The 24,388-nt window shown below is 34.5% G+C and carries 15 protein-coding genes; 8 read left to right on the top strand and 7 right to left on the bottom strand.

The window, feature by feature from the left end; translation table 11 throughout:
- Positions 1 to 3 precede the first annotated feature (3 nt).
- The 8 genes from P2W75_RS14210 to P2W75_RS14175 all read left to right on the top strand — a co-directional run bounded on the left by P2W75_RS14210 (position 4) and on the right by P2W75_RS14175 (position 16,194).
- Positions 4 to 2,322 carry a family 20 glycosylhydrolase gene (locus P2W75_RS14210; RefSeq protein WP_276380962.1) on the top strand — a complete coding sequence of 773 codons (2,319 nt, stop codon included), beginning with the start codon at positions 4 to 6 and terminating at the stop codon, positions 2,320 to 2,322.
- Between the two features lie 260 nt (positions 2,323 to 2,582).
- Positions 2,583 to 4,067, top strand: a complete 1,485-nt coding sequence (locus P2W75_RS14205) for an alpha-L-fucosidase (protein WP_276380961.1) — start codon at positions 2,583 to 2,585, stop codon at positions 4,065 to 4,067.
- Between the two features lie 11 nt (positions 4,068 to 4,078).
- Positions 4,079 to 6,322: a GH92 family glycosyl hydrolase gene (locus tag P2W75_RS14200; protein WP_276380960.1), complete on the top strand. Its 2,244-nt coding sequence runs from the start codon at positions 4,079 to 4,081 to the stop codon at positions 6,320 to 6,322.
- 14 nt (positions 6,323 to 6,336) lie between these two features.
- On the top strand, positions 6,337 to 8,997 hold the full coding sequence (locus tag P2W75_RS14195; protein ID WP_276380959.1) for a glycoside hydrolase family 3 N-terminal domain-containing protein: 2,661 nt from the start codon (positions 6,337 to 6,339) through the stop codon (positions 8,995 to 8,997).
- Positions 8,998 to 9,280: 283 nt separating this feature from the next.
- Entirely contained in the window at positions 9,281 to 12,367 is a 3,087-nt protein-coding gene (locus P2W75_RS14190; RefSeq protein WP_276380958.1) for a SusC/RagA family TonB-linked outer membrane protein, read from the top strand.
- A gap of 19 nt (positions 12,368 to 12,386) precedes the next feature.
- Entirely contained in the window at positions 12,387 to 13,985 is a 1,599-nt protein-coding gene (locus P2W75_RS14185; RefSeq protein WP_207297414.1) for a SusD/RagB family nutrient-binding outer membrane lipoprotein, read from the top strand.
- Positions 13,986 to 14,069: 84 nt separating this feature from the next.
- Positions 14,070 to 15,119, top strand: coding sequence for an exo-alpha-sialidase (locus tag P2W75_RS14180; protein WP_276380957.1), 1,050 nt, complete (start codon positions 14,070 to 14,072; stop codon positions 15,117 to 15,119).
- Positions 15,120 to 15,222: 103 nt separating this feature from the next.
- Positions 15,223 to 16,194, top strand: coding sequence for a M28 family metallopeptidase (locus tag P2W75_RS14175; protein ID WP_276380956.1), 972 nt, complete (start codon positions 15,223 to 15,225; stop codon positions 16,192 to 16,194).
- Positions 16,195 to 16,922: 728 nt separating this feature from the next.
- Here the strand turns inward: P2W75_RS14175 and P2W75_RS14170 are convergent.
- The 7 genes from P2W75_RS14170 to P2W75_RS14140 form a co-directional block, all read right to left on the bottom strand.
- Positions 16,923 to 19,268, bottom strand: coding sequence for a mechanosensitive ion channel family protein (locus P2W75_RS14170; RefSeq protein ID WP_276380955.1), 2,346 nt, complete (start codon positions 19,266 to 19,268; stop codon positions 16,923 to 16,925).
- A 126-nt stretch (positions 19,269 to 19,394) separates the two neighbouring features.
- Entirely contained in the window at positions 19,395 to 19,862 is a 468-nt protein-coding gene (locus P2W75_RS14165) for a phage holin family protein (protein WP_207297409.1), read from the bottom strand.
- Positions 19,863 to 19,944: 82 nt separating this feature from the next.
- Positions 19,945 to 21,762, bottom strand: a complete 1,818-nt coding sequence (locus P2W75_RS14160) for a fibronectin type III domain-containing protein (protein WP_276380954.1) — start codon at positions 21,760 to 21,762, stop codon at positions 19,945 to 19,947.
- Positions 21,763 to 21,804: 42 nt separating this feature from the next.
- Complete coding sequence (locus tag P2W75_RS14155) at positions 21,805 to 22,464, bottom strand: hypothetical protein (protein ID WP_276380953.1); 660 nt, start codon at positions 22,462 to 22,464, stop codon at positions 21,805 to 21,807.
- A gap of 15 nt (positions 22,465 to 22,479) precedes the next feature.
- Entirely contained in the window at positions 22,480 to 23,559 is a 1,080-nt protein-coding gene (locus tag P2W75_RS14150) for a hypothetical protein (RefSeq protein ID WP_276380952.1), read from the bottom strand.
- A gap of 180 nt (positions 23,560 to 23,739) precedes the next feature.
- Positions 23,740 to 24,042: a hypothetical protein gene (locus tag P2W75_RS14145; RefSeq protein ID WP_207297405.1), complete on the bottom strand. Its 303-nt coding sequence runs from the start codon at positions 24,040 to 24,042 to the stop codon at positions 23,740 to 23,742.
- On the bottom strand, positions 24,029 to 24,316 hold the full coding sequence (locus P2W75_RS14140) for a hypothetical protein (protein WP_207297404.1): 288 nt from the start codon (positions 24,314 to 24,316) through the stop codon (positions 24,029 to 24,031). Before P2W75_RS14140 ends, P2W75_RS14145 begins: the two co-directional genes overlap by 14 nt.
- Between the last annotated feature and the right edge of the window lie 72 nt (positions 24,317 to 24,388).

Genomic DNA, 24,388 nt, shown 5'->3' with positions numbered 1-24,388 from the left:
ATTATGAGAATTATAAAATCTTATTTGATAATCGGTTTTCTTGCTCTTGTGACTTCTTCGTATGCGCAGAAAGTTTTCACAGAAAAAGACATTCGCATCATCCCGAAACCGACTCAGACTTTTATAAAAACAGGTGTTTTTGAATTTACAAAAGATACAAAGTTTGTTGTAAACAGCGATTTTCAAAAAGAAGCTGCAAATACTCTGGCTTCTAAATTTGCCATTGCAGCGGGATGGAAACCAGAATCTGTGGCAAAAGCGCCAACAAGCAATTTTGTTCAGTTTAAAGTTGATCCAAACTTAAAAAACGAAGCCTATATTTTAGATGTAAACCCAAACAGCATCGTTATTTCGGCGAAAGGAAATGCAGGTTTTATGTACGCTTTAGAAAGTATTAGACAATTACTTCCTGAAGCCATCGAAAGCCAATATGCGATTACATCTGCAAAATGGCAGATTCCAAGTGTAACGATTAATGATGAACCACGATTTAAATGGAGAGGTTTAATGCTCGATTTATCGCGTCATTTCTTCGATAAAAATTATATTCTGGCAACAATCGATCGTTTGGCAATGCACAAAATGAACGTTTTACATTTACATTTAGTTGACGATCAAGGCTGGAGAATTGAGATTAAAAAATACCCAAAACTAACAGAAGTTGGTGCGTGGAGAGTTGATCAGGAAAACTTATCATGGAACGCCAGACTTGCTGTAAGCCCAGATCAAAAAGGAACTTACGGAGGCTTTTTTACTCAGGAAGAATTAAAAGAAATTGTAAAATATGCGGCATCAAAAAATATCGAAGTAATTCCAGAAATCGAAATGCCGGCTCACGTAAGCAGTGCGATTGCATCGTATCCAGAATTGGCTTGTTTTGATCAGAAAATTGGAGTGCCATCAGGAGGATTATGGCCTATTACCGATATTTATTGTGCTGGAAAGGAAACTACTTTTGAATTTCTGCAGAATGTATTAGATGAAGTCATGGAAATTTTTCCTTCAAAATACATTCATATTGGCGGCGACGAAGCAACTAAAACAAATTGGGCAAAATGTCCGTACTGCCAGAAAAGAATCAAAGACAACAACCTTAAAAGTGTAGAAGAATTACAAAGTTATTTTGTAAAACGAATCGAAAAATACATCAACTCAAAAGGCAAAAGAGTAATTGGCTGGGATGAAATTTTAGAAGGTGGTTTAGCTCCTGAAGCAACGGTAATGAGCTGGAGAGGAATGAAAGGCGGAATCGAAGCTGCAGATCAAGGTCACGACGTGATTATGACACCGGAATCTCCTTGCTATTTCAACTTTTACCAAGGTCCGCAAAACGAAGAACCTTTAGCTTTTGACGCTTACAACCCATTAAGCGAAGTGTACAAATTTGATCCTGTAGTTTCGACCATGACACCTCAGGAAGCATCACACGTATTAGGCGGACAAGCTAATTTATGGGCAGAACATCTAGCATTGCCAAAAGATTCTGAATACATGATTTTCCCAAGATTAGCCGCTTTATCAGAAACATTATGGAGCCCGAAAGAAAAAAGAAACTGGGATGATTTTACAACAAGATTGTTTTCATTATTAAAACGTTACGATTATTTAGGAATCAATTATGCGAAAAGTGCTTATTTGGTTACCGCTTCTTCTACAGCCGATTTAGCAAATAAACAAATCAAAGTAGAACTGAAAAATGAATTTCCAAATCCAGACATTCGTTATGTTTTGGGTGATAAAAGTATCGAGCATCATGCTGTAAAATATACAACGCCAATTGAGATTACAGGAACGACAGTTTTAAAAGCTTCTTTATTTCAAAATGATAAGCCAGTAGGAAAAACATATACAGATACCATTATTTTTCATAAAGGATTTGCTCAGAAAGTAAAATACTTAACGCCTTACAATCAGAACTATAAAGGTGATGCCAATACCATGGTAAACACAATTAGAGGAAGCAAAAATTTCCATGACGGACAATGGCAGGCTTGGTTAGTAAATGATATGGAATTGGTAATTGATTTCCAAAAACAGGAAAGCGTAGAAGAGGTATCAGTAGGAACTTTAGAAAGTCAGGGAGCAGGAGTTAATTTTCCTGTTGAAGTAAAAGTATTGGTTTCTAACGACGGAATTAAATACAAACAGGTTGGGAAAATAACGCGTCCGTATGCTGTAAATCCGCTTCCGGAATTGAAAGATTTTAAAATCAGTTTTCAAAAACAAAATGCACGCTTTGTAAAAGTAATTGCAGGCAACTTAAAGAAAAGTCCAAAAGGAGAAAGCTCTTGGATATTTGTGGATGAGATTGTAGTGAATTAATTTTTTTAAACACATAGAAACATAGATTTTTTATGTGTAGAAAGAAAAAAGAAACTAGTTTCTAACCCATAGCATTGAACATAGCCCAAAGTTTCAACTTTGGGTTCACATAGCAATTAAGTCTAGTATGCCCTTCGCGAATGTGATTTTTCCTCTGTCGAAATGACAAAAATTAGGAGAATTGGGTTAAAAAATATCTCAATCGTTAAATGTGATTTTTACAATTAAAATAAAAAACAAAAACTATAAATAGAATAAAGATGAAAAAAGGAATATTCATAATCGCGATGTTATTTTCGGTTCAGATGTTTTCGCAGGCCATTTATGAAGATGAGCGCTATGTACCAGAAACAGACCCATTAGTATTGAAAAATTTAGAAGAATGGCAGGGGAAAAAATTTGGTTTACTAATGCACTGGGGAACTTACAGCCAATGGGGAATTGTAGAATCATGGTCGATCTGCCCAGAAGATTACGGATGGTGTGAACGTAAAAAAGGAAGCAATCCTGCAAATTACAATCAATACATTGCCGATTATGAAGGATTAAGAAAAACGTTTAATCCAGTAAAATTTGATCCTGCAAAATGGGCAAAAGCAGCTAAATATGCGGGAATGAAATACATGGTTTTCACTACAAAACACCATGACGGATTTAACATGTACGATACTAAATATTCTGATTATAAAATTACGAGCAAAGATGTTCCTTTTCATACCAATCCAAAAGCAGATGTTTTAAAAGAGATTTTCAACTCTTTTAGAGGAGAAGGTATTTCAACTGGAGCTTATTTTTCGAAACCAGACTGGCATAGTGAATATTACTGGGATCCATATTTTCCACCATTCGACAGAAACGTAAACTACGATCCGTCCTTATATCCAGACAAATGGCAGAAATACGTTGATTTCACTCACAATCAAATCTTAGAAATCTTAACGAACTACGGGAAAGTAGACATTTTATGGTTAGATGGAGGATGGGTTAGAAAAAGAGACCAAGTCAACATCAAAGAAAACTACGACGAGAAGTTTACAGAAAACGAATCTAAAAACGGTTTCATCAAACACAGAGTCGTAGATCAAGATCCTAAAATGGATGAATTGGTGATTAAAGCACGCCAAAAACAGCCAGGTTTAATCGTAGTTGACAGAGCGGTTCACGGTAAAAACCAAAACTACTTAACTCCAGAAGGACGTGTTCCTGCTAAAACATTGCCTTACCCATGGGAATCTTGTATTCCAGCTGGTGGCGGATGGTCTTATACTCCAGATGCGACCTATATGACAGGAAGACAAGGTATTCACATGTTAGTCGATATCGTGGCAAAAGGCGGAAACTTGTTATTAAACGTGGCTCCAAGCCCGGAAGGAGAATGGGATAAAGGCGCTTACGATTTGCTACAAGCATACGGAGACTGGATGAAAGTAAACAGCGTAGCGATTTACAACACAAAACCAATCGAACCTTATAAAGAAGAAAACATCTGTTTTACACAAAATAAAGCAGGAAATGTATTTGCATTTTATTTAGCTAAAGAAGGAGAAGATAAAATTCCCGCAGAAGTTACAGTGAAATCTATCAGCCCTAAAAAAGGAACAAAAATTACCATGTTAGGTTCTAAAACTTCTTTAAAATGGACAAAAGAAGGAAACGGATTTAAAGTAATTATTCCAGAAAGTTTAAGAAACAATCTTCCTGCAAAAGAAGCGTGGACTTTAAAAATCGAAGCGATCAACAGATAAGAATGAAACCTATGGTTTTACATACCACCAATAAATTTAAAACAGCATGTATTTTGTACATGCTGTTTTTTAGCATCACAATTTTTGCGCAGCAACCGGCTGATTATGTCAATCCGTTTATTGGAACATCAAATTACGGGGCGGCGTTTCCAGGACCAATTGCACCAAGGGGAATGGCTAGTATAAGTCCGTTTAATGTTGCTGGAGTAAAAAACACGCCAATGGAAAAAGACAGCCAGTGGCTTTCGAATCCGTATGTGAATGAAAACACGTTTTTAACCGGATTTACTCAGGTTAATATGAGCGGTGTAGGCTGCCCGGATCTAGGCGTTATTTTAGTAATGCCAACAACAGGAGAAGTTGAAATCGATCATTTAAAATACGGTTCAACTTATTCTGATGAAGTAGCAAAAGCTGGATATTACAGTGTAAACCTCAACAAATACAAAATTAAAAGCGAATTTACCGCTTCAAAACGAGTGGGAGTCAGCAGATTCACTTTCCCGAAAGGGCAATCTAATGTTTTATTAAATCTTGGTTTAGGATTAACCAATGAAGAAGGAGCAATGGTAAGAGTAGTTTCTTCGACAGAGATAGAAGGAATGCGTTCTGTTGGTTCATTTTGTTACAATAGTCCCGAAGATGCTTATCCGGTTTATTTTGTGGCTAAATTTTCGAAGCCTGCCGATAAATTCGGTGTTTGGAAAAAGCCTGCGAAATACAACGGCGTTGAAGCACAATGGATGGGGTATAACGGAAAAGCGAGAATGATGGATAATACGATCAAAACCGTAGTTGGAGATAGTATTGGAACGTATTTCACGTATAAATTCGACAAAGAAGAAACCGTTGAGGTTAAAATTGGGATTTCGTATGTAAGCATTGAAAATGCCCGCGAAAACTTAGCAAAAGAAGTAGGAAACAAATCGTTTGATGCTGTTTACAAAGAAACGTACAATGAATGGAACGAAGAGCTTTCTAAAATTTCAGTTGAAGGCGGTTCTCAAGACGATAATACGATTTTCTACACGGCATTGTATCATACTTTAATTCATCCAAATACTTTAAATGATTTTAACGGAGAATATCCAGAAATCAAAAGAAAGAAAATTGGTAAAACCAAAGATACTCGTTATACCGTATTTTCATTGTGGGATACGTACAGAAATGTCCATCAATTAATGTCATTGGTTTATCCAAAACAGCAATCTGATATGGTAAAAAGCATGCTTGACATGTTCGATGAAAACGGCTGGTTACCTAAATGGGAATTAAACTCAACCGAAACTTTTACTATGGTTGGCGATCCGGCAAGTATTGTAATTACAGATACTTACTTAAAAGGGATTCATGATTTTGATGTTCAGAAAGCGTATTACGCGATGTTGAAAGGTGCCGATCAGATTGAAAATAATCCGCTTCGTCCGGGATTGAAAGATTATATCAAAAAAGGATATTTAACAACAGATAACAAAGGTCCTGTATCGACCACTCAGGAATACAACATTTCAGATTATGCTATTTCGCTTATGGCTAACGAATTTGGAGACAAAGAAAATGTAAAACGTTTTAAAAACCGTTCGTTATCCTACAGAAAATTATTTGATAAGAATCTGAATTTACTTCGCCCAAGAACAGCAAACGGAGATTGGTATGAGCCTTTTGATCCAACTTCTGGAGCTAATTTTGAAGAAAATGTTGGTTTTATCGAAGGAAATGCCTGGCAGTATAATTTTATGGTTCCTCACGACATTAAGGGATTAATGAAATTAATGGGAGGTGAAAAACCTTTTTCAGCGCAATTGCAGAAAATTTTCGACAGCAAACAATTTGATATGGCAAATGAGCCAGACATTGCAAATCCGTATTTGTTTAATTACGTGAAAGGTGAAGAATATAAAGCACAAGAACACGTGAAACGATTGGTTAGAGAACATTTTAAAAATGAACCAAAAGGATTGCCAGGAAATGATGATACAGGAACAATGTCAGCTTGGTTAGTGTATTCGATGATGGGAATTTATCCAATTTCTCCGGGAGATCCAATTTACACGATTACAACGCCAATGTTTCATAGAGTGACGATCAAATTAGATCCAAGATATTATAAAAAAGAAAACATCGTAATTGAAAGACAAGAAAATAATGGAGGAAAAATCAATTCGATTGAGCTAAACGGAAAAAAACTTAACAGCTTTTTTATTTCGCATGATGATTTTGTGAATGGAACAAAGCTTAAAGTGATTCAAAATTAAACACACACACAACTATGTTACAATTAAGAATGAGGAAAACGGCCATTATTTTTGTAATGGCTGTTGGTTTTTTAAACCAGACCCACGCCCAGAAAAAGTATCTGTATCAAGATGCGAAAGCGCCTGTTGAAGACAGAGTAAAAGACTTGTTAAGCCATATGACACTTGAAGAAAAAGTACGTCAGATGGATATGTACAGAGGAGATTTCTTTAAAGAAAAAGAAGATTTTGCCAAAGGCAAATCGGCTGAAAAAATTGGGAAATTAGGAATTGGAGCGATTCATGATTTGTATCCGCGTTCAGCGAAAATGATCAACGATTTGCAAACCAATGTAATCAAAGGAAATCGCTGGGGGATTCCAGCGTTGATTATGTGTGAAATGCTCCACGGATATTTAGACGAAGGAAGTACCGCTTTTCCAATGAATATTGGTCTTGGCGCAACTTGGGACACTTCTGTTTTAGACAAAGTGGGAAAAGTAATTGGTATGGAAGCCAGAGCGCACGGAGTTCATTTTGGTTTTGGACCCAACTTAGATTTAGGGCGTGAGCCAAGATGGGGAAGAGTTGCTGAAACTTTTGGTGAAGATGCTTACTTAAACAGTGAAATTGGTTTGGCATTCATTAAAGGATTGCAGGGAGATGATTTAAAATCAGATCGTTCTATTATTGCAGAACCCAAACACTTTGCAGTTCACGGTATTCCGCAGGCGGGAGGAAATTCTTCGCCAATTTTAGTGGGAGAACGTTCTGCCCGTGAAGATCATTTGCCTTCATTCGAAAAAACCTTCAGAAAAGGCGGTGCTTTAGGAACCATGTGTGCGTATTCTGAGTTAGACGGAATTCCTTGTGCGGCAAACCATTGGTTATTAACAGATGTGTTACGAAACGAATGGGGTTTTAAAGGACTTGTGGTTTCAGATTTAGGAGCTATTAAATACATTCAAACAACACACAAAGTTTCTGATTCTCCAAAAGAAAGTATTAGAGAAGCGGTTTCTGCAGGAGTGGATATGCAGTTTTATGATTTTTCAAACGAATTCTGGCAAAGCACCCTCATTGAACTGGTAAACGAAAAGAAATTGACAATGGAAAACATCGATCGTGCAGCGGGAGACGTTTTGCGTTTGAAATTCTTATTAGGATTATTTGAAAATCCATATACCGATAAAAACTTAATTAAAGAACGTTTTCATACCAAAGAAAATCAAGCGGTTGCATTAGAAGCAGCTCAGAAATCAATGGTTTTGTTGAAGAACGACAACAATATTTTACCATTAAGTAAAAGCATTAAAAACATTGCGGTTATCGGACCAAATGCAAATGCTTCAAGAATGGGAGGTTATGCTCCTAAAAATAGTGTTGGAGTGACCGTTTTTGAAGGCGTTCAGCAATTAGTGGGAAAAACAGCGAATGTGGTTTATGAAGAAGGTGTGCCGCTGATTGTAAAAGGACAGGCTATTCCATCTAAATATTTATTTACTTCAGATGGATCTCAAAACGGATTAAAAGGAGAATATTTCAATAACAGAAATTTAGAAGGAACTCCGGCTTTAACGCGTATAGACAGCCAATTAGAATTTGACTGGCCTTGGGCGCCTGGTGACGGTGTTAATGTGGATGATTTCTCTATTCGCTGGACAGGCTATATCCAATCAGACAAATCATTTGACGGCTGGTTAGGTTTAAGTTCTGATGACGGAATCAGAATGTGGGTTGATGATCAATTGGTTATCGACAACTGGACAAAAGGAGCTACAAGTATTGTGACCACTCCAAAAAATATCGAAGCAGGAAAAAAATACAAAGTCCGCATTGAAATGTGGGAAGGGGGCTGGGGAGCCAGAGCTCACTTACGCTGGAACTTAGAAAAAGTAAACATGCAGCCAGCAATCGACGCCGCTAAAAAAGCCGATGTTGCGATTGTGGTTTTAGGAGAATCAAACGAATTGGTGGAAGAAAACCGAGATGTTGCCGATTTGAATTTACACGGAATGCAGCAGGAATTGATTGAAGCGATTCAAAAAACAGGAACTCCGGTAGTTTGTGTGTTATTAAATGGTCGTCCGCTTTCTACAAACTGGATTGCTGAAAACATTCCGGCAGTAGTGGAAGGCTGGTTCCCGGGAGAATTTGGAGGAAGAGCTGTAGCTGATGTTTTATTTGGAGATTACAACCCAGGAGGAAGACTTCCAATTACAGTTCCGAAATCAGTTGGACAGTTACCTATATATTATAATCAAAAACCATCTGCAATTCACAGATATGTAGCAGAGAGCGAGCATCCGTTATACACATTTGGTTACGGATTGAGTTATACGAAGTTTGAATATTCAAACCTTAAAATCAGCTCTTCGTCGATAAAATTAGACGGAGAACTAAAAGTTTCGGTTGATGTTAAAAACACAGGAGACCGAGACGGTGACGAAGTGGTACAATTATATATTAATGATGTATATAGTTCTGTAACGACACCTGAAAAAACATTAAAAGGATTCAAAAGACTTAACATCAAAAAAGGAGAAACTAAAACTGTTGAATTTACACTTACACCAGACGAATTATCTCTTTGGAACAGAGAAATGAAACGAGTTGTAGAACCTGGAGATTTTGAAGTGATGGTTGGAGGAAATTCTACAGATTTGTTAAAAAATACTTTTAAAGTAGTAAAGTAAAATTCAATTAATTTGAGTTAAATCGGCATAACGATCGATTATTTTAGGCGTTTCGAATCTTTAATAATGAATGCTTTTGAAAAAGCTATAAATCATTTAGATTAATTCGAAACGCCTTTGTTATTTAAGGAAGATTAAGATTACAAGATAAAACGTTTTCGTATCCAAAAAAGATAAATGTACTCCCAACACCTTTTCAAAATTGTCATTTGTCGAAATTATATTCTGTTAACAAAATGTATTCTTAAGTTTAACATGTTATTAACTCAAAAAACAACTAAATATGATCAAGGACGTACTAAAATTACTGTTTGTTGTGTGCTTATTTGGCTTTCAAAGTCTAGAAGCGCAAACTACAGTAAAAGGAACGATAACAGATGCTCAAAGCGGAATTCCGATCCCTGGAGCAAACGTTGTTGTTAAAGGAACAAAAACAAGTACATCATCAGATTTTGATGGTAAATACTCAATTACAGTTCCAAATCAATCAGCAGTTTTGGTTTTCTCTTATGTTGGTTCAGCTTCAAAAGAGGTTACAGTAGGAACTCAAACTACTATCAACGCTGCTTTAGGTGCTGCTACTCAACAATTAGGCGAGGTAGTGGTTACTGCTCTTGGTATTAAGAGAGAGAAAAAAGCAATTACTTACTCAGCTCAGAACGTTTCTGTAGACGAGTTATCAGAAGCAAGATCTTTAAACGTTGCCAACTCACTTTCAGGTAAAGTTGCAGGTCTTAACTTTTCTACTACTTCAAATGGTGTTGGTTCTGCGTCAAGAATTACATTAAGAGGTAACCGATCTCTTAACGGAAACAACCAGCCATTATATGTAGTAGATGGTGTGCCAATCAGTAACGGAACAACTACAACAAATCCTGACATCGATACAGGAGGTACAACTCAGCCAGATGGTATTTCGAATATCAACCCTGAGGATATTGCTTCGATGACAGTTTTGAAAGGACCTTCTGCTGCAGCTCTTTACGGATCAAGAGCGAGTAATGGTGTTATCGTAATTACAACAAAATCTGGTAAAGCAGGAAAAACATCAGTTTCGGTATCGTCTAACTTCATGGCTTCATCAGCGTACAACTTGATGAACCTTCAAAATGAATATGGTCAAGGTACAAATGGAAATTATGTTTCGAATTCAAGCTCAAGCTGGGGTGCACCTTTAGACGGTCGTCAGGTATCTGCATGGCAATTAGTTCGTAATCCAAATTATACCGGACCGGCTACACAAAGCTATTCTCCACAACCAAATAACGTTATTGATTTCTATAAAACAGGATATAACTTAGCAAACACTTTAACGGTTACTGCTGGTAACGAAAAAGCGCAAGGATATTTCTCTTATACGAATACACGTGCTGAAGGTATTGTTGGAGGTAACCAATTAGACAGACACAATCTTAACTTAAGATTGACAAGCAAAATTTCTGATAAATTATCTTTAGATGTTAAAACAAACTACATTGTTCAAGATATCGATAACTTATTAAGAACAGGAGAAGAATCAATCGGAACCTCAGCTTATTTATTGCCTCGTAGTATCGCGTATAACGATTACAAAAACTTTGAATATTTTGATGCTGCAGGACAAAGACAATTAAATTATTTTATTGACGAAACGGGATCTCCAGGAGGAAACCCATTCTGGTCTGCTTTAAGAGATGATGCTCGTTCAGATAAAAGAAACAGATTTATTGGTTTAGCATCTCTTAAATATGAGTTTAATAAACACTTAAGCTTACAAGGTAGAGCAGGTTTAGACCAAATGACCAACAAAAACGTAAGAAACAGATATGCAACTGCAGCTTTTAACAGCAACTTAGGTTCATACAGCGAATCTTATGAAACAGTAAGCGAATTAAACATTGATGCTTTACTTGCTTACAACCAAAAATTTGGTGATTTCTCTATCGGACTTAATGCTGGTGCGAGTTCATTACAGCAAAATAGTTCAGCTTTAAACTCAGGAGGTGTATTAAGTAAAAGAAACTTCTTCGCATTGGCTAACGTACAAACAGTTCAATCGACTTCTACAGCTTCAGAAAAAAGAATCAATTCTGTTTACGGATTTGGTCAAATTGGTTTCAGAAACTATTTATTCTTAGATCTTACCGCTAGAAATGACTGGTCTTCTACTTTACCAACCGATTATTTCTATCCTTCATTTGGTCTTTCTGCGGTTATTTCAGATATGGTAACATTACCTGAAGTAATCAGTTTTGCAAAACTAAGAGCTTCTTATGCACAAGTGGGTAACGATACAGATCCTTATCAAACACAACAAAGATTCTCATATATTGGAGGAAACGGCGGTATGTTATACGGACAAAGCACAAAAGCAAATCCAAACTTAAAACCAGAGATTTCTTCTTCTACAGAGTTTGGTGCTGATGTGAGATTCTTCAACAACCGTTTAGGTTTAGATTTCACGTATTTCAATACGTTAACTGACAATCAGATTTTCTACATCAACACTCCAGAATCTTCTTCTTATTCAAGAGCGATTGTAAACGGTGGTGATATTGAAAACAAAGGTATCGAGCTTACACTTACTGCAACTCCTATTCAAACTGAAAACTTCAGCTGGGATATTACAGCAAACTATGCATCTTATAAATCTAAAGTAAAATCTATTTATGATGGAAGAGATGAATTAGTACTTGGTGAAGGACGTTTAGTAAGAAGTAAAGTTGTTCAAGGTGGTGAATACGGAGACTTATATATTAAAGGTTTCCAAAGAGATCCAAACGGAAATATTATTGTAAACAGCGCGGGTATTCCATTAGCGACAAACGGTTTCGACGTTCGTGCAGGAAACTTCAACCCAGACTGGACAGGTGGTTTTAGAAACAGCTTCAAATACAAAGATTTCTCATTAAGTTTCTTAGTTGATTTCAGAATTGGTGGTGAAGTTATTTCATACACTCAAGCTAGACAAGCTGGTTTAGGGGTTAGTGATATTACATTAGCAGGAAGACAAGGCGGAATTGTAGTAGATGGTGTTGTTTCTAACGGAAACGGAACGTATTCTCCAAACACAACAAGCATTACAGCTGAACAATACTGGACAGCAATTGGACAAAGAACTCCTATCGCAGAACCTTTTATTTATGATGCTACAAACATCAGATTAAGAGAGCTTGTATTTGGTTATTCATTACCAAAACGATTATTAGGTAATTCAGGATTTACAAATATTGATTTCTCATTAGTAGGAAGAAATTTATTCTTCTTCGTGAACAAAGCTAAATATTTTGATCCAGAAGCAGGAGCAGGAACAGGAAACCTGCAAGGTATAGAATCTTTCAACATTCCTTCAACGAGAGATTATGGAGTTAATGTTAAATTTGGATTTTAATTAAATAAAGAGAGACATCATGAAATATAGTTTTAAAATAAAAACGTTAGGAGTTGCATTAATGGCAGTTTCTATTTTATCAAGCTGTACCGGCGATTTTGATGAAATAAACAAAGATCCTAATTCATTGACTGAAGATCAATTAGATGCTACTTTAGCAGGACCTTCATTCGCATCTGCACTTTATGCAGGTATTCACAATGGTTCTTATTCATCTCCTGGAGTTGATGATCAAGGAACATGGGGTATCGCGACAGGTATTTTGTCTTCAACCTTCATTCACTACTTAAATTGTGGATATGGTACTGAAAGAAATGCATTTGTAAATGGATATGAAGGACGTGGATGGACAAGATTCTACACAGTTGCTGTTCCAGCTTTAAACAATGCGATTAAAGCATCTGAAGGAAATGCTGAAGCTTTAGCAATCCTTAAAATCTGGAAAGTTTTCATGTACAACCAAATGGTTGATGCATACGGACCAATTCCTTACACTGAAGCAGGAAACGGAAAAGAAAAAGTTGCTTATGACAGCGTTGAATTTATTTATGAAGATTTCTTTAAATTATTAGATGAAGCAAATGCTACTTTAAAAAGTTCTTCACTTACAACTGTAGCAGCATTTCAGCCAAACGATCGTTTGTATTCTGGAAACGTAGCAAACTGGAGAGTGTTTGGAAACAGTATGAGACTTCGTTTAGCTTTAAGAATTTCTGATAAAGAACCAGCAAAAGCAAAAACTCAAGCAGAAGCTGCTGTAGCAGCTGGAGTTATGGAAACTAATGCTCAAAGTGCATTCTTCAAAGTAAGTAATATTACTCCAAACAATTTAAACATGATTGTGAACAGCTGGGGTTATACTATGACAGCTTCTATGGAAAGTATCTTGGTTGGATACAATGACCCTCGTTTAGAAAAATGGTTTGCACCTCTTGATGCAGCAGCTCAAACAAAAGTCTATAGAGGACAACCAGTTGGAGGTTTAGAAGATCAATTTGGAACAACTAAATTTTCTGCTTTCAATAACGACATTATGGGTAATGGTGCAGCAAATACACTTAGTGAAAGTAAAAATATCGAAGTTTTCATGGCTTCTGAAAATTACTTAAGCAGAGCAGAAGGAGCCTTAAACGGATGGAACATGGGTGGAAGCGCTCAGTCTCTTTATGAAACAGGTATTAGATTGTCTTTACAACAATGGGGAATTACTGATACGGCTGCAATCAATGCTTATATTTCAGGATCGACTTTACCAACTTTACCAAACGTGTTAACGGTTTATCCAAACTTAGATTTATTAGATATTCCAGTTAAATTACCTGTTGCATGGTCTGGAACAGAAGCTAATCAACGTACGCAGATCGCAGTTCAAAAATACTTAGCAATTTTCCCTGAATCTTGGGAAGCTTGGGCTGATTTAAGAAGAAGCGATGCAAAAGTGATTTATCCGCCATTAAATACAGATAATAACGATGCAGGAGTTGGAAAAAGTTTGATGAAAAGAATTATCTACACAACAAACGAATATTCTTCAAACAAAGACGCTGTTACAGATGGTATTTCAAAACTTGGAGGACCTGATTCAGGAGGAACAAGACTTTGGTGGGATACTAAATAATACAAGTAAAGAAAACGAGATTCGTTACTTATAATAAGCAAAAGGAGAGGTAACTCTCCTTTTCTTTTATATAAAAATCAGATTATGAATGTAAAAAAATATGTATCGGCTTTTATTTTGACTGCTGTTTTGTTTTCCTGTAAATCAGTAAAAAAAGAAGTGCAGGCCGTTAATATCACACAAAATTACATAGCCGAAAAACCCGTTACGGCAGCAAGCCACGCCTCAACATTAGTCGAATTGGAACCCAATAATATCATGGCAGCCTGGTTTGGCGGTAAATACGAAGGCGCAAAAGATGTTGGGATTTATGTTTCTTCGTATAAAGACAAAAAATGGTCGGCACCAAAAGAACTTATCAAACCTTTAGTAAAAGACGGCGATACACTGCCATGCTGGAATCCGGTTTTGTTTAAAAGTAAAGCACAAAATTTATATTTGTTTTATAAAGTTGGAAAAAATCCAAGAGAATGGTTTGGTGCGATGATCGTTTCTAAAGACAACGGAAACACTTGGAGCCAATCAAAATATCTGCCAAAAGGAATTTTAGGACCCATCCGAAACAAGCCAATCGAAACTTCTCCTGGAATTATTTTATGCGGAAGCAGTACCGAAAGTATCGACGATAACAAATGGAGAGTTTTTATTGAAACGTATAATGAAACCAGCGACAGCTGGACGACTACCGATATCAACGACAAGAAAAATTTCGACATTATCCAGCCCACCTTTTTAGTTCATTCTGATAAAGAAATCCAGATTTTATCCCGAAGCCGACATAACAAATTGATTTCGTCATGGTCTGAAGATAATGGAAAAACATGGCAGAAAACGGATAGCATTAATGTTGTAAATTCAAATTCAGGAGTCGATGCGGTAACTTTATCGAATAAATCATTTTTATTGGTAAATAATCCATTAAAAATGGGAAAAGATTGGTTTAACGGAAGAAATGTTCTCGATGTAGAATATTCTAACGACGGTGTAAACTGGAAAAAATTATTTGATCTTGAAAATCAAAAAGAAGGAGAGTTCAGTTATCCGGCAATTATTCAAACTTCCGATAAAAAAATACATGTTTTGTACACCTATGATCGAAAGTTTATCAAGCACACCACATTCGATTTAAAATAAAAATAGATTATGCAAAAACATTGTCTCACAAATTTTAAGTATTCGTTTTATTTGCAAAAAGCGAATTAGTTCGATCCGTGTCTAATCCTTTAGATAAAGAATTATGAAATTTTTAAAGAAGAGCAGTATTGTTTTATGTCTGTTTTTTTTGAGTACAGTTTTAAATGCTCAAAAAAATACACTAGCACAGACTTTTTACAAACACGATAAATACCTTTCGTCGGATAAGTTAGAAGGGCGCTTTGTAGGAACAAAAGGGAATAACAAGGCAGCAGCTTATATCAAAAAGCATTTTAAAAAATACCGTTTACAGCAATTTGGCGATAGCTATTATCAGCCTTTTAAAGTGTTTGTAAAAGAAGGAATTAACAAAATGAAATCCGATAGTGTTGCGACCCAAAATGTTTTCGGATTTATAGAAGGTTCTGATGAAAAACTCAAAAATGAATTCATTGTAATTGGCGCACATTATGACCATTGGGGCTGGGGCGGAATAGGATCGGGGAGCAAGAAAAAAGATACTGTGGCGATTCATAACGGAGCCGACGATAATGCTTCTGGTGTTTCGGCATTGTTGTGTATTCTTGAAGAAGTCTCTAAACTGAAAGTGAAGCCCAAACGCAGTATTATTTTTGTTTCTTTTAGTGGGGAAGAAGAAGGTTTATTAGGATCTAAATATTTTGTAAACCATCTTCCAGTAAAAAAAGAAAGCATAAAAGTAATGCTCAACATGGATATGGTGGGAAGATTAAATGCCGAAAAACAAATCTATATGGGCGGAGCTGGAACTTTCCCAAACGGAGTAGAACTCATGCAAAACCTAGGACAAAACAGCGGACTAAATCCAGTGGTATTCGCAGGTGATGTTGGCGGTTCAGATCATGTTACTTTTTATAAAGCAGGAATTTCTGCAATTGGTTTCCACACAGGCGGACATCCGCAATATCACACACCAGAAGATGATATTGATTTAATTAATTTTGAAGGCGGCGCTTTGGTTTCGAAATATATTTATAATGCTTTAGTGAGGATTGCGAATTATAATGAGGAATTGGTTTTTATAAAGCAGGATTAGAAAAAATTGGTTATTTGGAAAAACAGCTTAATGGGAAATAGTTTTCTAAGGCAGAACAAAAAAAGGAGACCTTTGGTCTCTTTTTTTTGAGATAAAAGATTTTTTACAAATCATGTACAAAATTTAATAGATCTGTATTTTCTTCTAATAATTGATTATTAATTAAAATATTAAATCTGCCAGCGCATAAGGCATCTACTGTTTTGTCTTTGTAATAAATGACAATTTTTCTTCTTACATCTACAGACTTATTTTTTTTAATTTTTTGGGTCTCTTTTAAGAGATTTTCAAACTCTGTTAAATAGCTTTGTCTTCTATTGATTTATCTTTAACATGATTGGCAAAAGTTAAATTGAAATCTTGACAACTAACATCAGAACCTTTATCAATATCTAGATTTACTGAATATATCATTATTTTATGAATGCTTGTTTCTTTTGTTTCTTTCGTTTTGTTACAGGCGAAAGCGCTGAAAGCTAATAGGACTAATGTAAATAACTTATTCATTTCTTTTCCTTAATTTTTTAAGTTATAGCTGGCGTGAGAGTTTCGTTCATATTTGAAAAGCTGTGAATAATTTGAATTTGTTTGTTGGAGAAGTTATTGGATAAAAAATAATTTTTAGAAAATAATAAAAAAGGTTTGAACCTAAGAATTTACATTCAAACCTTTTTTATTAGGTATATGTTAAACACAAATATTAAAAGAATAAAATGCAATAACAGATTTTAAGTCGAAAAAATAAATCCTTTAGCTTTAAAATTGCTGAACAAAACTTGTTTGGCTGTGCTGATTGTTTCTTCGGTTCTGTAAATACTGCACCAGAATTTGATTTGCAGTTTAAACTTATTGTCGGAAATTGAGTTGTAATAAATCTGTGGTGTTCTGGTATTATTTACCAAAGGCAGACTTTCAAGAGCGGTTAGTATGGTTGCGTTTATATCTTCTGGAGTTGCATCGCCGCTAATTTCTATAGAAATATCTACTAATTTGAAATTATCCGTATACGTCCAGTTGGTGATATTTTGAGATAATAAATTACCATTTGGTATAATGATTTCGGCTCCGTTTGGAGCGTTGATTTTTGTGGTACGTAATCCCATCGATTTTACTCGTCCAGATTCTGAACTTATATCGATAACGTCTCCAATTTGAATAGGTTTATCAAAAATTAAAATAATACCCGAAACGAAATTATTAACGACATTCTGAAGTCCAAGTCCAACACCGACACCTAAAGCTCCTAAAAGAATACTTAATTTGTCTAAAGGCATTCCAGAAGCGGCAACGGCTAAAAGATATCCAACGATTAAAACAATAAGTCTTGTTATGAGTAATTTAGAATGTTGTCTTTTGTTGATATTCTCTTCATTTTCGTCTTCGATTTCTCCAAAAAAGTAAGCGACATATTTTTGTAATAGATGCGCAATCCATACAATAATAAAAAACAGAACAATATTTCCTAAAGTAAAAGTGATGCTTCCAATTGTGTTTGGGCGACTTAATAAAGAAGCCAGCGAATCTCGTAATGATTCCCAAATATTTAAATTTGATGCAATTACAACCAGCCACATATAACTAATTACGATGATAAAAGGTCTTTTTAAGGTATCTGATAAACTCTCGTAATCGAATATTTTTTCAATTCCTCGTTTTATTCTCGTGGTGTAAATCTGTAAAAGGATTATTTCTAAAATGATTTTCAAAAGAACGCTTAACGCCACAATTTGTGTAAGAGAAATAAAAGCAGTTAGTGTCAGCATATTGGAAAGAGAAACTCTTCCGAAAAGATTGTACAAAATCGATAAACCATTTAATCCGATAAAAATGATGCTGGCCCATTTAAAGAACGCTTTGATATACAATTGATCTTTTAGACTTTTAATCTGAACTAATCCATATCGTATTCCAAGGATATTGATGATAATGAATGAACAACGCTGTAATAATCCAACACCAATAAATAAATCCAGGAAACAAAGGGCAAAAAATAAACCTGAAAGCAAAAGCCAGTTTCGCATTGAAACGCCTGACCAATCTTTTTTAAATAAAACTATCAAAACAGCTAATAAAGCCAATTGTAACAATTCTAAAAATAGGGCAGGAGCGTATAAATTGCTTACTGTAGCAATATTTAAACCTATTGTAACGACAGGTAAAATAACCCCTCGGTTTAAATATTTAAAATTAAAAAGAGAAAGATTTTCTGCGTAGCCGTTTGTTTTTAAGTATTTTAAGTTTCGAGAAATGTACCAAGCCAAAAGTCCCAAAAAGAAACAAAGCGTAATTAATGCTCCGGATTTGTAGCTTAAATAATAAGCGGCAACATTTTCCTCAATAATAATTTTTGATTTGATAGTTTGTGTTGCTTCTTTTTTTGCAGTAGAATCGGTGCTCCATAAAGAAGGATATTCCTTTTTAAGAATACTGATTCCTGATTTTTCGAGTTTGGTTTCTACGGTCGAAAGTGCATTTGAAACCGCAATTTTATGCTCGACAGTTAATCGTTTTTTATCATTTAGGATTCCCTGATTTTTGGTCATCAGACTGTCCGTTCTTAAATACGTTTTTTTAAGATTTGCTAATTCAGTTTTAAACTGTTTTTTGCGAATAGTATCTTTAATCAGCGTGAATAAAGTTTTGTCTTTTTGCAGGTCTATTATTCTGTTTTTGATTTTTTCAAGATTCTGATTTCGGGAATTGATGGCATCGTTTTGCTCATTTAATTCTTGTTCGATTTCCTTTAAAACAATGCGGTACATTTGCTGGTTACGCACGTTTGGATTGGCACCTTTTAAACTTGCCAGAATCAGATCAAGTTTGCTTTCGGTTCTTTTAATTTCTCCAAAAAGATGAAAAGTACTTCCTTCAAAATCGATATCATGTCCGGCTGATTCAAGAACTTCTCCGGCTTTTTCAATAGCGATCAGATAATCACTGTCGGTTGTAGTTTCTTCAAATAGTTTGCCTCGGTTTTCCGTTTTAGCAGTTGAAGTTTGTGAATATGAAATTGATACAAAAAATAGCATCAAAAATAGGGCGGGTAAGTAGAACGAATTTCTTTTTGAATTCATAATTAAATTGGTGATTTAAGGTCTCCAAATTTAATTGTTTTTTGGTTAGGATTGGTTTGAGAATGTTAATGTTTGTGTATTCATTTTAATTTTAAATTGAGTTTCAAAGTGATATAATTCTATGAATTATTTTTCTACATGAAATTTAGGATCAATTGTAATAAGGAGTTTTTTAAAAATTTGAATAAGACGATTTCGAATTGATTTAAGTATCAATGTCATGGCATCAAAGTTTTCAACTTCTTTTCTTGTTTTTATAGCAATAATGTTGCTTATTATTGAAATTCCGTCACTAACAATAAGTAAATCCATTACAACAGTTACAAACCAGTTGAAGTTGTAATTTAAACCTTTGCTCATAAGGGCTAAAGCAGTTGGAATTAGCAATACAGCTAATTTAGATACAAATCCTACAGCTAATTTTTTAAAAGTGAAATGATTGTTTAGGACAATGGTTTTGGTAACACCTAAAAAGGTATCCATTATCATTAAATAAAATAGTACTTTAACTATTCCTGTATCCATTTCTAAATACATAAAAATTACATACAGCAGTAATTTTAATTGGTCTGTATATTCTGAAATTTTTTGCATGATTTTTTGTTTTTGAAAATTTGTTTGAAGGGGGTAAATAATCCTTTGGGACTTTATGTCCCAAAAGATCATTAACTAGTTTTTATGAAGATGTACCTGTTACTGTGACAGTATTACTATATGGAGATATATATCCATTTGAATTAATTCTTATTTGGTATGAATATGTTACCCCATTTGATAAATTATCATAGTAAAAAGTATCTGTTGATGTTTTTAGAAGCATAGAACCTCCACCATTTATACTACGATATAATTCGTAAGTTATTGGACCTTCATCAATATAATTTGGCCATTGGAGTATCATGTTTTCTCCCCCATAATAAGCATGTTGTAATGTTGGCACCGTTAGATTGGCAGGAGATGCATTTGTGGTCGCATTTGTTGTTGCGGGAGTAGATAGATTTCCTCTAGCATCTTTTGCTTTTACTTGGAAGCTATAAGTTGTATTACTTGCTAAGCCAGTAACATTATACGTTAGAATATCTTTTCCCAATTCAATTAAGGGAATATTACTATTGTCTTTATAAACTAGATAATTAGTAACACCAACATTATCAGTTGCTGCTGTCCAATTTAAAGTTAACGAAGTTGTGCCAATGTTTGAAACAGTTAAATTATTTGGGCTTGTAGGCGGTGTTGTGTCAGTTTGATTTCCTGTATACTCTATAAAATGAACAACTCTGTAGGGATTTAGGATAGAGAAAGACTGACCTAAACCAGTACTTTCTGTATCTCGCTCAGCAATTCCTGTCTGATAACTCTCATTACCTCCAAAACGCATACCACTTGCATGCTCGTAGTTATCAGAGCTGAATTTATGGGAATGCGGAGGCATTTCGTTAACTGTCAATGTTTTATTTTTATCACCTCCATAATTTAATAACGTATTAAATACTGAATCGCCTGAATCTAAACCTACAGGCATTCTTCCTCGTAGCGGGATATATTCTTCCCAACCTTCAGGAAATGGTGCTGGTTTACCCCAAAGAGCAATCATTCCAATAGGAACCGTTGAGGCGGGTCTGTTTTCTAAATCGGTAATACGATTAATTAATGAATTGATTAAGGTATTGTTTTTATTAATCTGATTTTGATTGTCTAAAACTAGCAGAGTACCATTAGAAGAAGTTGTATTTAAATTATTTAAATATACTTTACCTCCAATGTAAGTATTGTCCCAATCGGCATTGTAATTTAGGCTAAGATTTGTTTCTGAAGAAGTACTGTTGTCAACTAAAGCTCTTCCAAGATAATCACCAGAATGACGTAATCCTCTTTTGTTTACAGATCCTAATTTAAATTCTGCAGATCGTACATTTGCAATACTATTCTCTTTTGTATCTAATTTAGATAACTGATAAATTCCCAAATTCAAATCTCCCTGCATAGCTTTTGATCCATTTAATGGAAGATAAGACTGATTGATTAAATCTATATTGGCTTCAATAGATTTAATATCTTTTATAGTTTTAAAGCTTTGTAAGTTGTAATAGTTAACCGTTAAAGCATCATTATTTTGAGAATTGGTTGGGCGATTTGAATAATCAGATGAGCTTATGTATTTCGCTTCATAATCAAAATAAGCAGTTTGAGATACACCTGTTCCATATACTAAATTGGTTCCTATTCTAGTGGTTTTTAAATAGCCTGTATTTAAACCTTCGGCAATTGGATATAAAATTCCTGGAAGCTGTAAATTATTTTCATCTCTATTAATAATTACCCATCCTTTTGTTCCAGCTGTGGCATGAGTTATAATATAATTTTTATCTAGTTCAATACTGAAATGAGCTTTTATGGCTTCGTACAATTCAGATCTGTAAGCGGTTTGAAGCCTTTCTAAAGTTTCCTGTTCGAGAGGAAAACCTCCTGAATGACTAAAATTTACTTGTTTCATTTTATGTTGATTTAAAGGTCTGTTGTTTTAATTTTTATGAGTTTATTCTTCTGTAGAATAGCAATAACTTTCATAGCTTTTTCCTGCTAATTTGTAGAAGTTAAGAAGGTTGTGATACTCAGTCGAAATAATGTTAACTGCTTCTGTTGGCTGTGTAGAAGAATTTCCATTTTTTTCAGCAGGTATAGTTTGGTCTAAGATTAAATTTTTAGGAATAAATACTCTGAAATTTGCATATGATACTTTAGTATAATCTTGACGATGAGCTAAATAAATAGGTTGGTTTCTCTTATTTTTATACTCGTTATTTTTGAAAATCTTAAATAATGGAATTCTTAAATCTCCCTGTTTTTTGGTTCCATCTGACAATATTTTATCCGGATCATAATATTCTTTATGAAGATATAAGTATTGTAATGAAGGTTTAATGGATTCATCAATATAGATTAAGCCTTCCTGACGTTTTTGTTCGAGACTAAAATTTGGATTATATTCCCTAGCGATGTTAAAAGCTTCATTTAGTACTTTTTCCAAATATATTACCTGTCCAGTATGCTGCATTTTGTAAAGAATGTCTTCATAAAGAGAATGAAGTGGGGTAAGCAAAACATCTAGCCAGTCAACATGAGTTTTTTTCCTGAGAATAGGGGGAATAAGCCATAACAAAAGCTTTTCCCATTTTAAAATGGTGTATTTGTTCATTGTAAATGTATTAGACTATTGTTTATCTCTGTAGAATGTATAAGGAATATAGTTTACTTCAATTTGAAGAACATCCATATCAAAATATCCGGCTTTAGGAATAAAATACTCTATTGATGTAACGTCAAACAATTCAGGGTTTTCATTGTCATTTGGATTTTTTGCCATTGAAGTTTGGACTTTATTCAATATTGGAATCTTAATACCTTCTGCCTTTTGAATAGCATCAATTAAATACGTTTTAACAAAGGCACCGTTGAACTCAATGTTTCTTAAATGATCTTTTATTGAATCCAGAACAGGAAATACGCTTCTATTTAAAATTAAAGCACCGTTTTCAGGATCTAGCGGATTAGTTTCCAAAGCAGATTGATATTGCTGTAATTTTTCCTGTTCATCTGGAGTTAATTGCCTGTTTAAACTCTTTAATTTGTAATATTCAATGTCTTTTGGATTGACATAAATACTTAAAGGATCTACATACACATTAAGATTTAATTTTAAAATATCACCATCATCTGAAGTGATATAAACTTGATTTCCAGCATCTTTTATTTTTGATATGTATTCCTTGAAAGCAAAAAGTTCATTTGGAACATCAATCCTAGAAATAACATCCCCTTTTTGGGTTGCTACTTTAATAAAAACAACGCCGACTTTATTGTGGAAATAATCAGAAAAAATTTCTTCCACATTCTTTTCTGGATTAAGAACTGTTTCAAGATCAATTTCACTTACGGCACAATGTTTTATAATTTTTGATTCTTCGATTTGTGTTTCAGAAAGGTTTGAAGTATCAAATTGATACGAACCATCTTTCCATACCAATGACATTCCGTTACTTGAGTCTGGAGTTAAAGGCGAACCATAATGAAAATTTAAAGCCTGTTCGCGATACCAGTTTAAGGTATGAGGTCTTGATATTAAGGCATTTTTTTCGACTATTTTTTCATGAACCCAGATAGCAGTAGCCACGATATTTACCCACAATCTCCATATGCTTGTTAGCGAGGTGTTTGTTAGGTTGTTGAGAGAACTCTGCCTCCCTTTTTCAGTCAGAATTTCGTTCTGAATTTCAGCAATTGTACGTGCCATATTTTATTTTTTGATATAGATTAGCCTGTAAGACATGTTTAATATGCTTATAGATAATTGTTTATGTTTTTTGGTAAATACTACAGAAACGTAGTTTTTTTAGAGATTTCTAAAAAGAGCAGATTTGAAAGTGGTGTAATTGTAAATGAATTTAAACTCGAAGTTTACATTTAAAGATTTTTAGTAAATGATAAAATCGTCCTCGATAATCATATAATCAATTCCTGAGAAATTATCCATTAAAAATTTCTCTTCTTCAGTAAGGGCTGTTGCAGGCTTTAAGTTTCTGGAATTATAATATTCAACAATATCTTTTTTAAAAGCTTCTCTTCCAGTTTTTAGTTCTTTATAGACAGAAAGATCTTCTGTAACGTCAAATTGGTCATTGTCTTCTAACAAGTCGAATACTTTTTCAATACTTCCGTATTCTTGCAGTGATAAATCAAAAATATTTTGATTTTCTTGTGGTTTAGTAGTTTCCATCGATTTTAATGTTTTGTAAATCGTTGACATCTAGTGTTTTTACATGAAATTTGTCATACGATAATTGTTTGTCTATTTCGTTTTCTAATCGTAGTCTGGAAGTTGCATCCGGACTGTTAATGTATTTTTTAATTCCTACTCCAAGAATTGGGAATTCTTTGTAGCTTCCTTTCTGACTCAGGAGTAGAAGTTCAATATTTTGTTGATCTGCATCTTTAATAGCGAAGTCATCGCCTTCAATTAAGAGATCTTCATCAATGATAAAATCTTTCATATATCGTTGCTGTTGTTAAATGATGTAATAAAAATGGGTGTGATTTTTCTTCGGATCTGCGCGCGATATCCT

The organism is Flavobacterium sp. H4147 (assembly GCF_029360735.1).
Lineage (GTDB): Bacteria > Bacteroidota > Bacteroidia > Flavobacteriales > Flavobacteriaceae > Flavobacterium > Flavobacterium endoglycinae.
The sequence above is the reverse complement of the archived record's forward strand: the minus strand, read 5'-3'. Positions and strand labels throughout refer to the sequence as shown.

Coding starts and splice junctions, on each gene's coding strand:
- P2W75_RS14210 (WP_276380962.1), top strand. CDS start 4: ATGAGAATTATAAAATCTTATTTGATAATCGGTTTTCTTGCTCTTGTG.
- P2W75_RS14205 (WP_276380961.1), top strand. CDS start 2,583: ATGAAAAAAGGAATATTCATAATCGCGATGTTATTTTCGGTTCAGATG.
- P2W75_RS14200 (WP_276380960.1), top strand. CDS start 4,079: ATGGTTTTACATACCACCAATAAATTTAAAACAGCATGTATTTTGTAC.
- P2W75_RS14195 (WP_276380959.1), top strand. CDS start 6,337: ATGTTACAATTAAGAATGAGGAAAACGGCCATTATTTTTGTAATGGCT.
- P2W75_RS14190 (WP_276380958.1), top strand. CDS start 9,281: ATGATCAAGGACGTACTAAAATTACTGTTTGTTGTGTGCTTATTTGGC.
- P2W75_RS14185 (WP_207297414.1), top strand. CDS start 12,387: ATGAAATATAGTTTTAAAATAAAAACGTTAGGAGTTGCATTAATGGCA.
- P2W75_RS14180 (WP_276380957.1), top strand. CDS start 14,070: ATGAATGTAAAAAAATATGTATCGGCTTTTATTTTGACTGCTGTTTTG.
- P2W75_RS14175 (WP_276380956.1), top strand. CDS start 15,223: ATGAAATTTTTAAAGAAGAGCAGTATTGTTTTATGTCTGTTTTTTTTG.
- P2W75_RS14170 (WP_276380955.1), bottom strand. CDS start 19,268: ATGAATTCAAAAAGAAATTCGTTCTACTTACCCGCCCTATTTTTGATG.
- P2W75_RS14165 (WP_207297409.1), bottom strand. CDS start 19,862: ATGCAAAAAATTTCAGAATATACAGACCAATTAAAATTACTGCTGTAT.
- P2W75_RS14160 (WP_276380954.1), bottom strand. CDS start 21,762: ATGAAACAAGTAAATTTTAGTCATTCAGGAGGTTTTCCTCTCGAACAG.
- P2W75_RS14155 (WP_276380953.1), bottom strand. CDS start 22,464: ATGAACAAATACACCATTTTAAAATGGGAAAAGCTTTTGTTATGGCTT.
- P2W75_RS14150 (WP_276380952.1), bottom strand. CDS start 23,559: ATGGCACGTACAATTGCTGAAATTCAGAACGAAATTCTGACTGAAAAA.
- P2W75_RS14145 (WP_207297405.1), bottom strand. CDS start 24,042: ATGGAAACTACTAAACCACAAGAAAATCAAAATATTTTTGATTTATCA.
- P2W75_RS14140 (WP_207297404.1), bottom strand. CDS start 24,316: ATGAAAGATTTTATCATTGATGAAGATCTCTTAATTGAAGGCGATGAC.